Below are 14642 nucleotides of genomic sequence, written 5' to 3'. Positions count from 1 at the left end.
ATGCTCGATAGCGATCTCTTCCGGAGGTTGATCGCCGAGGCGAGCCTCGCGCCAAGCGTCCATAATATCCAGCCGACACGCTGGCGCCTGCTATCGGCTGATACGGTGTTGCTGCTTGAGGATGAGCGACGGCGCGTGCCGGCGGCCGACCCGACCGGGCACGATGTCCGTCTGTCGCATGGCGCTGCGCTCGAAGGATTGTCGCTGGCCGCTGGCCGGCACGGCTTCAGGATCATGCGTGTGGAGTTGGACGAGCGGCCGGACCGCGCATCGGGGTTGCGCGTGATCGCCCGGCTGACGCTCGCCTCCGGAGGAACGCTCGACCCGCTGGCTGCGGCGGTTGCCGGGCGCAGCAGCTGGCGCGGCCGGTTCCTGCCTGTCGATGCGGCGTTACATGACGCACTCGGCAAGCTGGCGACCGTGCCGGATCTCCGTCTCGTTCCACCTGGTCCGGCAGTGGCGGAGATCGCCGAACTGGGAGATCGCGCCGGCTTCCATTTCCTCGGCGAGGATGAGCACCGGCGCGAGCTGCTCGCCTGGATGCGGCTTTCGCGCAGCGACCCGCGTTACGGCCGCGACGGCCTCAATGCCCAAGCGATGGGGTTCGGGCGCATCGAAGCGGCGGGCGTATCGTTCGTGCTGGGGCCTCTTTTCCCATGGTTGAAGCGTCTCGGCCTCGCCGAACCGCTCTCGCGGGAGCGCGGGAAGGCCACATACAGCGCGATGGCGCTGTTTCATCGGCCCGAGGGCGAGGACCCACTGGAGACGGGGCGAGCCTTCTACCGGGCCTGGCTCGCGATCACGGCACAGGGGCTCGGCGCCTGCCCGGTCTCGGTGCTCGCCGACTGGCCTGTCAGCAACGCGGCGCTCGTCGCACGCCATCCGCTGCCGGCCGGGCGCCGGCTCGTCAATGTCTTCCGGCTGGGCCGTGTTGCGCCGGGTGCCGGCGCGGCACGCGCGCGCCTGCCGCTTGCTGAGCTGATCGTCTGACGGTGCTCAGTCCTGCTTGCGGCGCGAGCGAAAGCGATCGAGCAGGCCAAGGCACCACAGGGCGAAGCGCGCCATCGGCCGTTGCAGGATCGGCATGTCGGCGGCGAGCAGCAGCAGGCCGAGCGGCAGCATCCAGGCCCCGAGCAGCGGCAGGAACGAGAAGATCCCTCCGGCGATGAGGCCGATCCCGGCGGGAATGCGGACCAGTCGAGACTTGGGATGGCGCAGCCAGCGCAGGCCTGCGGCCAGCCGGGGCGGCAACTCGTGTTCGATGCGCTTGAAGGCGCGGCGCAATTCCTGCCTGGAGGATAGCGGCTCCATGATCTGGTGTCTGTCGCCTCTTCGGGGCTAGCGGGCGACGAAACCTTGCCGACGCCCTTTGGACGTGCGGCAGGAGCAATCGTCCCCGAGCGCGGCCGGCCGCGCCAGCGTGCATTGCCGCGTCGGCGTCCGGCAATGACGTCCGAGGCTGCTCGTCCGCTCCGCCCTGCGATAATAGCGACCCGATGACGGGCTCGGCTCGTAGAAGCGCGGGCTGGGGGCGCCGGCCCCGACCGGCGGCCCGGCTCCCGGAATGCCGCCCTGGCTCGAACGCAGCCGGAGATCCGGCACGTTGTCCGTGATCGATGGCGGACCCAGGCCTTGCCGCGGGCCGCCCGGATAAAGCGGGCCGTTGCCGGGTGTCGCGTCGAACTGGGCGCTGGCTGGCAGCGAGGCCAGCATGGCCAGCAGGGCAGCCATCGCTGCGATGAGATTGCGCGTCATGCCGTGCCTGGCCTCCCTGAATGTTCCACCGATCTAGGCGTCCAAAGCGATGAGCATAAGGCCGGTCTCGTGATCCCGCTTCTTTTTCAGGTAGGTGGGCTGCTCGGTCAGGATGATTTCCAGCGTCGGGCGGACGATGCCCTTGTTGAGATGTCCCGCGAGGGCGCTGCCATCGCGGCGCCCGAGGACGGCATGGACATGGACGCCCGGCTTGCCGCCGGGCTCGACAGCGATGTCTCCGGTCAACGACGCGACTTCGACCTGCTCATCGACCGGGATAGGCTCATAGGTCTTCGTCGCCCAATCGAAGAAGCTCAGCTCGGCACGTTCGAAAGCGCCGATGGCCTTGAAGCTCGCGGCCGTCAGCCGCTTGTCGCGGGCGAAGGCTTCCAGCGAGGCGATGGCCTCATCGCCGACATCCAGGATGATGGCAAACGTCTTCTGCCCGTCGGCTTCATGGATCAGTTTGTGTCGCATCGCCCAACCATGTGCTCGCGTCAGCATGGAACGCGAGGCGGATGGTCGTGTTCCGGGATCTTAGCGCCCCGGGCTGATCACCGACGCCACCTCCGACCATTGTGTCCAGCCGAGCGTCTGATAGAGGGCCCGGCCGTCCGGCGAGGCGATCATGATACCATGTCCGGCGCCGCGTTCGAGAGAGCGCTGCGTCAGGGCGCTCATGACCGCGGTGCCGAGGCCCAGGCGCCGATGCTCCGGCTGGGTGAGGATCTGGTCGTAGACCGTATGGCCATCGACCACCCCCGCCATGCCGCTCGCCGCCAGCTCTCCCGTCTCGTTTCGGATCTCGACCCTGATCGCGGCACCATTCTCGTTCGTCACGGTCCCGTATCCGGGTGGGAGGACAGGAGTCGAGGTTTCCAGCGTGGTTGTCATGAGATAGGCGCGCTCGCGTGCGGTCCAGTTTTCCGGCAGCAACGCCGCGGCGGTCTCGCGGGGCGCGGGGATCTCGATATAGATGTTCCGCTCCTCGATCGAGCGCGCGAGTTCCGGAAGAATTGCCGGGTCGAATCGGGGTAGCACGAACCGCCCGCGCTGGTCGGGCTTGCCGACCTCCAGCCAGAGGCCGGTGGGAACGGCGCCGGGCGCCGGATAGCCCCGTGTCAGGGCATAGCCGAACGCCCAGGTTTCCATCGGATTCATCAGACGGTCTCCAACTGCCAACGGGCCGGGAAAATCCCGACCCGCGTGACGAGCCTCGCTCGGCCGCTTCCTTACGCTTGAAAAGCCCATTCCGCAGCCATCCAGCGCAGCCGACCTTGGTCGGAGACGATGCGGCCGAGGCCTGGGAACGGCATATGAGTCGCGGCGATCAAGGCCTTCTCCTCGGCCGCGCGCGGGAAGAAGCGGGCGCGCATTGCGCGGGCAGCTTCCGGATCCTGCTCGAAGATGAAGCCGATATCGGTAGCGGCCGGGTGAAGTGACGGGTGGAAGAGCATGTCCCCAACCATCAGCAGGCTTTTGCCGCCATCTTCGATGCGCACCCCGATATGGCCGGGCGTATGGCCGGCAAGGTCGATGGTCGACACGCCTGGCACGATGCTGCGCTCGCCATCGATCGCCTGCAGCTTCGGGTAGAGCCGGATGAGCTCTGCCGACGCGTCGAAGCTGCTTTTCAGGAAATCGGGTGCTGCCGCGCGTTGCGCCGGGTCGGTCCAGTGCGCGACCTCGCGCCGGCCGATATAGATCTCCGCATTCGAGAAGTTCCGTCGGCCGCCCGCGACGAGGCCGCCGATATGGTCGCGATGCATATGGGTGACGATCACCGCATCGATATCTTCCGGCGCAAGCCCGACCGCTTTCAGGGCCGAAGGCAGCTTGCCGCTTTCGCCGAGCAGGCCCGCCGGGCCCGTATCGATCAGGATGCGCCGGTTGCCGTCCTCGATCAGGTACTGGTTGAACACCAGGCGGATGCCGCCGGGCCTTGCGGCGAACTGCCCTGCCGCGGCGGCTTCGATCTCCTTGGGTGAGCGCCCGACGAAATAGGAGAACGGCATGTCGGCGAAGCCGTCGGTCAGGGCCGTGACCTTGAACCGGCCGATCGAAATCTGCGCCAGAGGCGGCACGGCAGTCGTGACAGCGGCAACCGGGGTTGCGACGGCCCTGCCGGCGGGCAGCACTGCGCCGGCGGCGATAGACAGGGCAGGGGCCGCAAAGGCGAAAGCGCGGCGGGACAGCATGGTCATTGAAGGACTCCAGAAAGCGCGAGGGCCGTCTTCAAGCGCGGCCGCTCGGGTTGAGGATGGTGTAGGCCCTTCCTTGAATCCGAGGTATCTGGATATTTCGGGACTTTCCCTCCCGAAATATGGAAGGGTTCGATGGATCGTTTCGATGCCATGTCGGTGCTCCTCGCCGTTGTCGAGGAAGGCAGTCTTTCGGCTGGCGCACGCCGCCTGCGCGCGCCGCTCACAACGATCAGCCGCAAGGTGGCCGATCTCGAACAGCATCTCGGAACCCGTCTACTGATCCGCACCAGCCGGCGGGTCGAGTTGACGGATGCGGGCCGCGACTATGTCGCCGCCTCCCGTCGCATTCTGGAGCAGGTCGAGGAAGCGGAGCGTACGGTTGCCGGCGAGTACAGCGAGCCGCGCGGCACCCTGGCGGTGACGGCATCGGTGGTTCTCGGGCGACGTCATGTCGTTCCGCTGGCGGCTGAATTCCTGGCCGAGCATCCCCGGATCGACCTGCGTCTGTTCCTCATCGACCGTCACGTCAATCTGGTGGAGGAGCATCTCGACCTCGGCATTCGGGTCGGCCATCTCGAAGACAGCAGCCTGATGGCGCGGCGTGTCGGCGAGGTCAGGCGCATCTTCTGCGCGAGTCCGGGTTATCTGGCGCGCCGCGGCGTTCCGGTTCGGCCCGAGGACTTGAGCGACCATGACGGCATCACATTCCGGGGCTTCACGATATCGCCGGAATGGCGCTACCGCGGCGATTTAGCTGCCCTTTCGGTGGAGCCGCGTACGAGGCTCGCGGTCAATTCGACCGAAGCGGCGATTGATGCCGCCCTGGCAGGGGTCGGCGTCGCCCGGGTGCTGTCTTATCAGATCGTCGATGAATTGCGGTCCGGTGCGCTGGTGCCGCTGCTCGAAGCGTTCGCTCCGGAGGCGATCCCGGTTCAACTCGTCTATGCCGCCCAGGGCCAGTTGCCCATCAAGGCGCGCGCATTCCTGGACTGGGTCGCGCCGCGCTTGCGCGCTCGTTTGCTGCCGAGCGATGCGTAAGCCGGTCGGTGCGCCGGGGACTCAGCTTTCCTTGGCCGAGATGTAAAAGCCGAAAGCCGAAGCGCAGGCCAGAACCACGCTGATCTCGATCAAGCCCATTGTTGCCTCCCTCTTTGCGATGGAGGGGAAACCGTCTTGGACCTGCCATTGTTCCGCCGCGTATGAGGCCGGCCTTCTGAAAGGCCGCTACCTGTCCCATCGGATCAAGGCGCGCCCGCTGGTCAGATCCGTCACCAGCCGGCTGAGACCGTCGATTTCGGCCTTCGGTGCGCTGACCGAGAGGATCGCACCGGTATCCGTGAAGGCCTGATCACGCAGTTGCACGCCGGGAACTGCGCCGAGACGTGCCTGGACGCGCGTCAGGTCGCCGAAGCTGCAGGTGATCGTCGCCGCTGCCGTCTCGACGAGCTCGACCTTGCGGGCCTCGCGCAGGCACAGTGCGGCCGTGCCGCCATAGGCCCGGATCAGCCCGCCGCTGCCCAGCAGGACGCCGCCGAACCAGCGCGTGACCACGACGGCGACACCGTCGAGAGCCTGTCCGTCGATGGCCGCGAGGATCGGCTTGCCGGCCGTGCCGCTCGGCTCGCCGTCATCGTTGAAGCGATAGCTCTGCCCGAACCGCCAGGCCCAGCAATTATGGTTGGCCTCGGGATCGGAATGCGCGGCGATGAAGTCCTTCGCGGCCGCTTCGTCGGCAACCGGCGCGGCCATCGCAACGAAGCGGCTTCTCTTGATCTCCTGCCGGGCGGAGCAGGGTTCGACGAGGGTGAAACGCGCGGCCATCAGGCCCTGTAGCATGCCGGTTTGCCGAGGGAACCATCCGCTTTCGGCCGTGCTCCACGCCCGATGCCGCGCGGTTTTCCACGACCGGGAGTGGCGGGAGATGAGCACCGTTCCCGGGCCAGGCCCGATCGAAAGCGCTTCCGGAACAAGCCCATGGGCGCAGCAACATGGAAGAGTTCTAATTCAATATCAAAAACAATGGCTTGGTGGAATTTATGTTACAATGTACATGGGTTCTCAGCCGCTGGAGGCCACCCATAAAAGCTGATCCATGATCGAGTATTCCGAAGACCATCGGCTCCATGTGAGCGGCGAGATTTCCTATCGGGACGTCGAGGCCTATCTCGACGGTACGGTCTACCTGTCGATTGCCGCTCCGCGACAGGTGCTCCAGACCGGCGTCTCCTTCGCGCGTGGCAGCTACTGGATCGAACCGATCAGGCCCTCCGTCCATCTCACCGGCTGCGACCTCGAATATCTCGATGACGAGCGGGTGGTTGGCTCCTACCGGCCGAGCCTCTTCGTCGGCATTCTGCTCGCCGGCGAGCATACCGGTTTCGTCGATGGCCATTCGATCGCAACGACGCGGATTGGTGTGCCGACGTTGCTGGGCGTCAGCGATCAGGTCGATATCCGCTCGGCGCAGCGGCCCGGCCAGACCTGCCGGATGAGCGGTTTCCATGTCGGAGCCGAGTTCCTCCGCGAGCTCGGGGAGGAGGCTGGGTTGCCGGGCTGCGAGACGATGCTGGACAGCTTCGCCGACGGCTTTCTCTGGCAGGAGGTCGAGGCCCGGACGGCCTTACGGGCCCATCTCCTACAGCTCGCCGAGAATCCCTATCAGGGCAGGCTGGCGCAGCTCTATTCCGAGAGCCGGGTGCTGTCCGCGCTTGTCGAGGTCGCCAGCATCTTCCGGGAGCAGCGCCGCGGCATGCCGCAGCTCTCCCGCTCACATCGCGAACACTCCGAGCATGCGCGCCTGATCCTCGACAACCAGCTTGCCGATCCGCCAGCGGTCTCGGAACTCGCGCGCCTCGTCGGCCTCAACGAAACCAGCCTGCGGCAGGCCTTCAAGGCGGCCTTCGGCTCGACCATCATCGACTACCTGCGCGACCGGCGGCTGGAAGTGGCGCGGGTGCTCGTGCGGGAGCGGCGCCTGTCGATCGCCGAGATCGGCTATCGCGTCGGCTTCTCCAGCCCGGCCAATTTCGCCACGGCCTATCGCCGGCGTTTCGGCCTGTCGCCGAGCCAGGATCTGTAACCCTTCCAAATCCTGCGGACGCGCAAAGGAAAAACGACGGCCGGCAAAGGCCGAATGCATGGAGGCGCCTTCGTCGCGCCAATAAGAAGACGGTCCATCCTCGGATCGAAGGTCTGCCGTGACGGTCAGCGCTTCCACAGAGGCCCTCGATGTAGACGCGCGCGGGCCGGTTACGGACAAGACGGAGAAGGCCGCGACGGAGCCGCGCGCCTCGGTCTCGATTGGCGCGGTGGCCCTTCGGCTCTTTGCGATGATGCGGGAGCGGCGCTGGCTCCTCCTGCTCTCGATCATCTTCGGAACGCTGGCGGCGCTGCTCTCGCTTGCGCCCTATGCCGCAGCCGCTGTCGCTCTGGTCGCGATTCTGCAAGGCCAAGTCGACTGGCACTGGATCGGTCTGGTCGGCGCGGCGGCTCTCGCTACGGTGGCGGGGCGGCACCTGTTCTTCTCGCTGGCGACCGGTCTCTCGCATCGGATCGCCTTCCAGACCCAGCAGGAGCTGCGGCTTGCGCTGGCCGCCAAGCTTGCACGCGTCCCGCTCGGCTTCTTCGACGACCGCTCCAAGGGTGAATTGCGCACCATCCTGCTCGACGATGTCGAGGGCGTCGAGGACGGCATGGCGCATCTCGTGCCGGAGCTGAGTGCGGCGATCGTCGCGCCGGTCGTCGCGCTCGTGCTGCTGGCCGTCATCGACTGGCGCCTGACGCTCCTCGCGCTTCTTCCGATCGCGCTCGGGCTCGTCCTGATCGGGCGGGTGATGAAGCAGGGCGAAGGCCCGACGCATGACTATCTCGCGATCCAGTCCCGCATGGCCGAGACGGTCGCCGAAATGGCCGATGGCCTGCCGACGGTCCGCGCCTTCAATCAGGACGAGCAGGCCACGGCGCGCACGCAGCGCATCTTCGCCGAGATGACGCATTTCTCCGATGCCTGGATGCGCCATGCCGTGGTGCCGGGCTCGGCCGCGCAGGTGCTGCTCTCGAGCCATCTGCTCTTCGCCGCGCCTGCCGGGTTGCTGATGGCGGCGCAAGGCTGGCTCAGCGCGACGACGCTCGCAGCCTTCCTCGCCATCGCCTACGGGCTCGGTGACGTCTTCGCCTCGCTGCAGGGCATCAGCCATCGCCTGATGCGGCAGGTGCAGTTGCTCGACCGGATCGATGCGGTCATGGCGGCGCCGGAACTGCCGGTCAGTGCCACGCCGGCCGAGCCGGCCGATAAGCTGCTGCGCTTCAAGAATGTCGGCTTTTCGTACGGCGCGCGGCAGGTGCTGCATGGCGTCGATTTCACGGTGGCGCCGGGGCGCTGCCTTGCGCTGGTCGGGCCGAGCGGTTCCGGCAAGTCGACGCTCGCGCGCCTGATCGCGCGCTTCCACGATGTCGGCAGCGGCGCCGTTTCGATCGGCGGCGTCGATATCCGCGAGATGGCGCCGGATGCCCTCAACCGCGCCGTCTCCTTCGTCTTCCAGGAGGTCTTCCTCTTTGCCGGCACCATCGCCGACAATATCCGCCTCGGCCGGCCGGATGCCGATGACGACGCGGTGATCGACGCAGCCAGGCGCGCCCGGGCACATGATTTCATCGCGGCATTGCCGCGAGGCTACGAGACCATCGTCGGTGAGCGCGGGCTCGGGCTTTCCGGCGGCGAGCGCCAGCGCATCTCGATCGCGCGCGCCATCCTGAAGGACGCGCCGATCCTCGTGCTCGACGAGGCTACGGCCTTCGCCGATCCCGAGAACGAGGCGCTGATCCAGGACGCGATCGCGGAATTGTCGCGCGAGCGCACGCTGATCGTGATCGCCCACCGTTTGCACACCATCGTCCATGCCGACGAGATCCTGGTGCTCGACGCCGGCCAAGTAGCTGAGCGCGGCAGCCATGCCAAGCTGATCGTGCAGGGCGGGCTCTATGCCCGGATGTTCGCGGCGCATGAGGCGGTCGCCAGTCATCGTCATGCCGATGCGCTCAAGGGCAATGAGGTCGGCCAAACCCAGAGCACAGCGGAGGCCCGGCCATGAAGCTGCTCGCCTTCATCCACGCCCATCTCGGCGATGCGCGCGGCCTGTTCCGGCGCGCCATGCTCATCACCTTCCTCGAAGGGCTGGCGACGGCCGGGCCGGTGATCGCGGTCGCGCTCGGCCTGATGCGGCTGGCGCAAGGCCCCGCCGACGCGCTGGCCCTGCTGCCTTACGCCGTGGCGGTGGTTGCTGCCGTCGCGTTGCGCATTGTCCTGATCCGCCTCGCCTGGTCGTCCGGGTTCCGGGCCGGCAATGCCGCGACCGAGGCGATCCGCAACCGGCTGGTCGGGCATATGCGGGCCGTGCCGCTCGGCGCGCTCGGGCGCTGGAGTGCGGCGCGGCTTGCAACCCTCGTCACCGAGGACGGGCGCTGGATCAACGAAGCCTCGACCTTCACGCTGAACCGGCTGTTCGGCGGGCTCGCCGCCGGCCTGTGCCTGTTGCTGGCGGCGGCCTGGTTCGACCCGCCGACCGCGCTCGCAGTGCTCCTCGCCTTCGGCCTCGGCCTGCTGTCGCTGCCCGTGGCCGGGCGCATCCTCAAGGGCCTGATCGCACGCCGCAATGCCGAGCTGACCGATATCAGCCAGCGCATCGGCGAATATGGCGAGGGCATCGCGGTGTTCCGCTCCTTCCGCGCCGGCGAGGGCGCCTTCGCCCGCTTCGCCGAGGCCGTCGATCGCCTGCGCCGCCTGATGCTCGGCTACACGCCCGTCCTCGTCTCGCTCCATGGCGTCGCCGCGACGTTGATGGGCGCCGGCCTGCTTCTGGCGCTGATGATCCTGGCCTGGCGCGGTGGCGAAGCCGCACCGTCGCTGATCCCCGCGCTGCTGCTCGGGCTTGCGGCGAGCCATGCCCTCTCGGCGGCCGTGCTCGGCCAGATGCTGCCCTTCAGCCTGGGCATGCAGGCTGAAGCCGGCATGGCCCGCTTCCTCGCCGAGCCGGTGCTCGCACATCGGGGCAGCGAGCCGGGCATGCCGCTTGATTTCACGCTCGAACGCGTGGCGTTCAGCTATGACGGCGAGCGCGGGGCGGTTGATAACATCGCGCTGGCGGCCCGGCAGGGCGGCATGACCGCGATTGTCGGGCCGAGCGGGGCCGGAAAGTCGAGCGTCATCGGCCTGATGATGCGCTTCTTCGACCCCCAGAGCGGCCGCGTGACGGTCGGCGGCGTCGACATCGCCGATATCCCGCCGGCCCGCTTGCAGGCGCTGACGGCGCTGGTGAACCAGGACGTCCACCTCTTCCGCGACACGCTGCGCGCCAACATCCTGCTCGGTGCGCCCGGCGCCGACGAAGCCCGGCTCGCTGTCGTTATCCGCGCGGCACGGCTGGAGGAACTGATCGCGGCCCTGCCGGACGGGCTCGACACGGTGATGGGGGAGGGTGGGCGCACCCTGTCGGGCGGCGAGCGTCAGCGCGTCGCGGTCGCGCGGGCGCTGCTCAAGGACGCGCCGATCCTGCTGCTCGACGAAGCCAGCTCAGCCATGGACCCGTTGACCGAGCGGGCGATTCAGCAGGCGGTCGCGGCGCTGGAAAACGGGCGCACCCTCGTCGTCGTGGCCCATCGCCTGCGCAGCATCGCCGAGGCCGACCGGATCTACGTGATGGACCAGGGGCGGATCGTCGAGGAAGGCCGGCACCCGGACCTGCTCGCGCTGGACGGTCTCTATGCCCGGCTCTGGCAGGCGCAGGAGCGCGCCGCCGGTTGGAGGTTGAGATAAGTCGTGTCGGAATCCACCGCTCACAGCGTGCCTGAGCCCCTGCTGTTGCAGCGGTCGCTGCGCCTCGGCATCGGCGCGGTCTATGGCGCGGCGGCCGTCCCGCTCTTCTTCATCTACAACATCCTGCCGGCAAGCCTCCGCCAGGCCGGCCAGTCGCCGGAAGTCGCCAATCTTGTCTTCCTGGCCTATCTGCCCTTCGCGTTGCGTGTCGTCTGGGCGCCCGTCGTCGCCCGCATCGGCCGAGGGCAGACCTCGGTCTTCCGGCGCATCGTGCTCGCCTGCCTCGCGCTTGCAATGGCGATGACGGGTTGTCTCGTCGCGTTCGAGCCGAACAGCGGCACGCTCGGCATCATCGCGATCGCCACGCTCGCGATCATGGCGATCGCGACGGCGGCCGTGGCGCTCGACGGCTATTTGCTCGCCGGCTTCCCGCCTGAGGCGCGGGTGCGCTGCGCGCCGTTGCAGGGTATCGGCTTCGCGCTGGGTGGCCTCATCATGGGCGTCGGCATCATGTTCTTCGAGGGCGCGGGCTGGAGCGGCATCATCCTGCTGCTCGTCCTGATCACGACGGCATTGGCGCTGCCGGCTGTGCTGCTCCCGGTTGCCGGAACCACGACGGATCAGGGCGAAGGTCGTCCCGAGGCGCCATCCGGCCTCTGGCGCTTTCTGAAGAGCGCTCCCGCGCGCCGGAGGCTGGCCTTCTCGCTGCTCGGTCATGGCGGGCTCGGTCTCGCCGGCGGCATGCTGCCGGTCCTGCAAGTGGACGCGGGCCTGAGCCTCGGGCAGATCGGCCTCGTCGCCGCCGTCGGCGCCAACGGCGTCGGCGTGATCGCCTCCTGGGCGACCGGACTCATGCTGCGCGGCAGCGAGGTCTGGCGCGTAGCGCTCTTCGTCACCCTTGCCTCGGCGCTCTGCTTTGCCGGCTTCGCCGTCGCGGGCTTCCGGGCCGAGCCGGTCGTCGCCATCGTTCTGTCGCTCGCGGTGATGGCGCTCGGCTACGCCTTCTTCGTCGTCTTCCGCGCGCTCGTCCTGCCGGTCTGCGCCGGCGATGGCGGCACGACTCAGGCCGCGGCCCTCTCCAGCATCGACGCCCTCGTCGCGACGGTCTCGGCCATCGCGGCCGGCTTCGTCCTCAGCCTCGGCGGCCTGCCGGCGGTGCTCGGCCTTGCTGCCGGGTTCTGTGCCGGGAGCGTGCTCGTCGCCTGGCTCGCGGGTCGCAGCGGCGAAAACCTCAACGCATCATCATCCCACGGAGCCTGACCACCATGAAGCGGCCTCTCAGCCACTCAGCCAGCCCTTTCATGCTGCTTGCGACGACCGCGCTCGCCGGAATGCTCTGTCCGCTCGCGCCGCCCGCCCAGGCGCAGGGCCGGGATACGCAGGTGCTGCAGCTCGACGAGATCACTGTCACGGCGCGCCGGCGCGACGAGACGCTCCGGGACATCCCCTTCACGGTCGATGTGCAGACCCGCGCCCAGCTCGACGAGAAGCGCGCCTATGACGCGCCATCGGCTCTGAAGGACGTCGCCGGCGTCTACATTCCGGGCTTCGGTGACCGCTCGACCTCGTTCCTGATCATGCGCGGCGTCGGACCGATCCTGTTCCCGCTCGGCCCGGACGATTCCTCCGTGCTGACCTTCGTCGACGGCACGCCGCTGCCGATCGGCTCCTCCAACGCCAATTATCTCGATCTCGATCGCGTCGAGGTGCTGAAGGGGCCGCAAAGCACGCTGTTCGGCCGCAACACCACGGGCGGCGCCGTCAACCTGGTGCCGGCCCTGCCCGACGAGACCTGGAAGGGCTATCTGCGCTCCGAATACGGCACGCAGAACCACCGCATCCTCGAAGGCGCGGTCGGCGGTCCGCTGATCAAGGACAAGCTCGGCATGCGGCTGGCCTTCCGCCTTCGTGGCATCGACGGCTTCGTCAACAACGTCGTCGGCCCCGATCTCGGCCGGGAACAGAGTGCGACAGGCCGCCTGACGCTGCGCTTCACGCCGACCGACCGGACCACCTGGACGCTCAGCGGCAGCGCCGATTCCTCGGATGGCGTGCCGGTCTATTACGCGCTGAAGGGAGACGGCTTCCCGATCCTCGCCGCCCAGAACCTGGGGCGCGAGGTCACCAAGAACTACGCCTTCCAGTCGAAGTTCGAGCACCGCTTCGACCATTTCACCTTCACCTCGCAGACCTCCTACAACGCGATCCGGGCCGACCTGACCTATAACGGCGCCGATTTCTTCCTCGGCAACCGCGTCTCCGGCCTGCCGTTCGGCGCCTTCGGCAACATCGCTGGCAACTATTTCGACCGGAATATCGACCAGACCCGCTTCACCCAGGAGCTGCGCCTGAGTTCCAATCCCGGCGACAAGCTGCAATGGGTCGCCGGCGCCGCCTATTACCGCGACGAGGCGAAGCTGTTCTCGATGCGCAACGTCTTCCTCTATGGGCCGGCCGTCTCGGGCTTCGACAACCTGCACCAGGCGACGACCGGGCAGGCGGTCTTCGGCGAAGTGACCTATCCGGTGATCGACCGGCTGAAGCTCTCGCTCGGCGGCCGCTACACGCGCGAGCAGAAGGACTATGATGGCCAGTTCTACAGCGACGGCACCCCCGGCACCGTTCCGGTCTTCATCGAGGCCGGCAAGAAGGACTACAATTTCTGGACCGGCCGCGCCTCGCTTGCCTACGACTGGACCGACAAGGTGACGAGCTTCGCCTCGGTCTCGCGCGGCTACAAGAGCGGCGGCTTCGGCACCTTCAACTCGCTGATGTGGGCCGGCGTGCCGCGCACGCCCTATGATTCGTCGAGCATCCTCTCCTACGAGATCGGCGGCCGCGGCTCCTTCTTCGACGACCGGCTGAAGGTCTCGGCCGCCCTGTTCTACAACGATGTCAGCAAGGAGCAGATCCTCGCCTACGATCTCCAGAACTTCGCCCAGCAATCGCTCAACCTCGACACCAGGAGCTATGGCGTCGAGCTCGACGCCACGTGGCGCGTGAACGGGAACTGGGAGATCGCCGGCGGCATCACTTATACCTCGACCGAGATCACCGACGTGCCCGCTGCGGCTGCCGCGGCGCAGGCCGGGCTGAAGAAGGGCAACCAGCTGCCGCAGGTGCCGGAATGGGCCGGCAAGGCCTCGGTGACCTACCGCGCCCCGCTTGGCACGCTCGGCATCGCGGCTTTCGGCCCGGCGAACCTGCTCGCCCGTGTCGGCTACAACTATATCGGCCCGCGCTATTCGGAGGCCGGCAACCTGGCCAAGCTGAAGCCGGTCCACCTGCTCTCGGCCCGGCTCGGCGTCGAATGGGAAAAGGGCGAGGCCTATCTCTTCGGCGAGAACCTGCTCGACAAGCGCTACGTCACCTTCGCCCAGCCCTATGGCACGAGCGTCCTGACCGGCGGGCCGGTCTACGGCACGGTCTATGCGCGCGGTGCGACGATGGGCGTCGGCGCGGCGATCAAGTTCTGAGCCGGGCGCGATGATCGACAGCTCATCCTGGCCGGTCGTGCGCTGGACCATGCCGGCCCGCATCCCTGACGAGGACGCCGAGCGCGTCCTCGCGGAATTCGATGCGCTGCTCCGGCGCGGCGAGCGCTTCGTCGTGGTTTTCGACGGGGCGGAGCGGCCCGAGCAATCGCCGCTGTTCCTGCGGCTCTACAAGGATTGGTATCGCCAGCGCCGCAAGGAGCTCGGGCGATGGGTCGCCGGCGCCGTCCGGATCGAGCCGGACGAAGCCAGGCGCAAGGCCGTGCTCGGCAAGCTGATGAATGCCGCGCTCGCGGCGTTCATGCCCTATCCCTTCCGGGTCTTCGCGTCGGACGCGGAGGCACGCCCACAGCTCGATCAATGGCTCGGGCGCTAGCC

Annotated in this window: 15 protein-coding genes; 9 read left to right on the top strand and 6 right to left on the bottom strand. The window is 67.7% G+C overall.

Annotation, left to right across the window (positions count from 1 at the left end):
• On the top strand, positions 1-990 hold the full coding sequence (locus tag AC3WMA_RS23440; RefSeq protein ID WP_492287682.1) for a nitroreductase family protein: 990 nt from the start codon (positions 1-3) through the stop codon (positions 988-990).
• Between the two features lie 6 nt (positions 991-996).
• Here the strand turns inward: AC3WMA_RS23440 and AC3WMA_RS23435 are convergent, their stop codons facing one another.
• The 5 genes from AC3WMA_RS23435 to AC3WMA_RS23415 all read right to left on the bottom strand — a co-directional run bounded on the left by AC3WMA_RS23435 (position 997) and on the right by AC3WMA_RS23415 (position 3959).
• Positions 997-1311: a hypothetical protein gene (locus tag AC3WMA_RS23435; protein ID WP_492287681.1), complete on the bottom strand. Its 315-nt coding sequence runs from the start codon at positions 1309-1311 to the stop codon at positions 997-999.
• 27 nt (positions 1312-1338) lie between these two features.
• Complete coding sequence (locus AC3WMA_RS23430; protein WP_492287680.1) at positions 1339-1755, bottom strand: hypothetical protein; 417 nt, start codon at positions 1753-1755, stop codon at positions 1339-1341.
• 33 nt (positions 1756-1788) lie between these two features.
• Entirely contained in the window at positions 1789-2232 is a 444-nt protein-coding gene (locus tag AC3WMA_RS23425; protein ID WP_492287679.1) for a PPC domain-containing DNA-binding protein, read from the bottom strand.
• Between the two features lie 60 nt (positions 2233-2292).
• Positions 2293-2916: a GNAT family N-acetyltransferase gene (locus tag AC3WMA_RS23420; protein WP_492287678.1), complete on the bottom strand. Its 624-nt coding sequence runs from the start codon at positions 2914-2916 to the stop codon at positions 2293-2295.
• A gap of 71 nt (positions 2917-2987) precedes the next feature.
• Positions 2988-3959: an MBL fold metallo-hydrolase gene (locus tag AC3WMA_RS23415; RefSeq protein ID WP_492287677.1), complete on the bottom strand. Its 972-nt coding sequence runs from the start codon at positions 3957-3959 to the stop codon at positions 2988-2990.
• Between the two features lie 132 nt (positions 3960-4091).
• Between AC3WMA_RS23415 and AC3WMA_RS23410 the strand changes: the two genes are divergently transcribed.
• Positions 4092-4997 carry a LysR family transcriptional regulator gene (locus AC3WMA_RS23410; protein WP_492287676.1) on the top strand — a complete coding sequence of 302 codons (906 nt, stop codon included), beginning with the start codon at positions 4092-4094 and terminating at the stop codon, positions 4995-4997.
• Positions 4998-5183: 186 nt separating this feature from the next.
• On the opposite strand, the gene AC3WMA_RS23405 is transcribed toward AC3WMA_RS23410, so the two are convergent.
• Complete coding sequence (locus AC3WMA_RS23405; protein WP_492287675.1) at positions 5184-5795, bottom strand: IMPACT family protein; 612 nt, start codon at positions 5793-5795, stop codon at positions 5184-5186.
• Between the two features lie 85 nt (positions 5796-5880).
• Between AC3WMA_RS23405 and AC3WMA_RS23400 the strand changes: the two genes are divergently transcribed.
• From AC3WMA_RS23400 to AC3WMA_RS23370, 7 genes are all read left to right on the top strand, one after another.
• Positions 5881-6048, top strand: a complete 168-nt coding sequence (locus tag AC3WMA_RS23400; protein WP_492287674.1) for a hypothetical protein — start codon at positions 5881-5883, stop codon at positions 6046-6048.
• Between the two features lie 3 nt (positions 6049-6051).
• On the top strand, positions 6052-7038 hold the full coding sequence (locus AC3WMA_RS23395; protein WP_492287673.1) for a helix-turn-helix transcriptional regulator: 987 nt from the start codon (positions 6052-6054) through the stop codon (positions 7036-7038).
• A 118-nt stretch (positions 7039-7156) separates the two neighbouring features.
• Positions 7157-9049 (top strand): ABC transporter ATP-binding protein, encoded by a 1893-nt coding sequence (locus tag AC3WMA_RS23390; RefSeq protein WP_492287672.1) that lies wholly within the window; start codon positions 7157-7159, stop codon positions 9047-9049.
• Positions 9046-10770 (top strand): ABC transporter ATP-binding protein, encoded by a 1725-nt coding sequence (locus AC3WMA_RS23385; RefSeq protein WP_492287671.1) that lies wholly within the window; start codon positions 9046-9048, stop codon positions 10768-10770. The genes AC3WMA_RS23390 and AC3WMA_RS23385 overlap by 4 nt, the downstream gene beginning before the upstream one ends.
• A gap of 3 nt (positions 10771-10773) precedes the next feature.
• Positions 10774-12030 (top strand): MFS transporter, encoded by a 1257-nt coding sequence (locus tag AC3WMA_RS23380; RefSeq protein ID WP_492287670.1) that lies wholly within the window; start codon positions 10774-10776, stop codon positions 12028-12030.
• A gap of 5 nt (positions 12031-12035) precedes the next feature.
• Positions 12036-14246 carry a TonB-dependent receptor gene (locus AC3WMA_RS23375; RefSeq protein WP_492287669.1) on the top strand — a complete coding sequence of 737 codons (2211 nt, stop codon included), beginning with the start codon at positions 12036-12038 and terminating at the stop codon, positions 14244-14246.
• Between the two features lie 10 nt (positions 14247-14256).
• Positions 14257-14640 carry a hypothetical protein gene (locus AC3WMA_RS23370; RefSeq protein ID WP_492287668.1) on the top strand — a complete coding sequence of 128 codons (384 nt, stop codon included), beginning with the start codon at positions 14257-14259 and terminating at the stop codon, positions 14638-14640.
• Positions 14641-14642 lie beyond the last annotated feature (2 nt).

This window comes from Allobosea sp. FW305-C-101, from assembly GCF_058783685.1.
The sequence above is the reverse complement of the archived record's forward strand: the minus strand, read 5'-3'. Positions and strand labels throughout refer to the sequence as shown.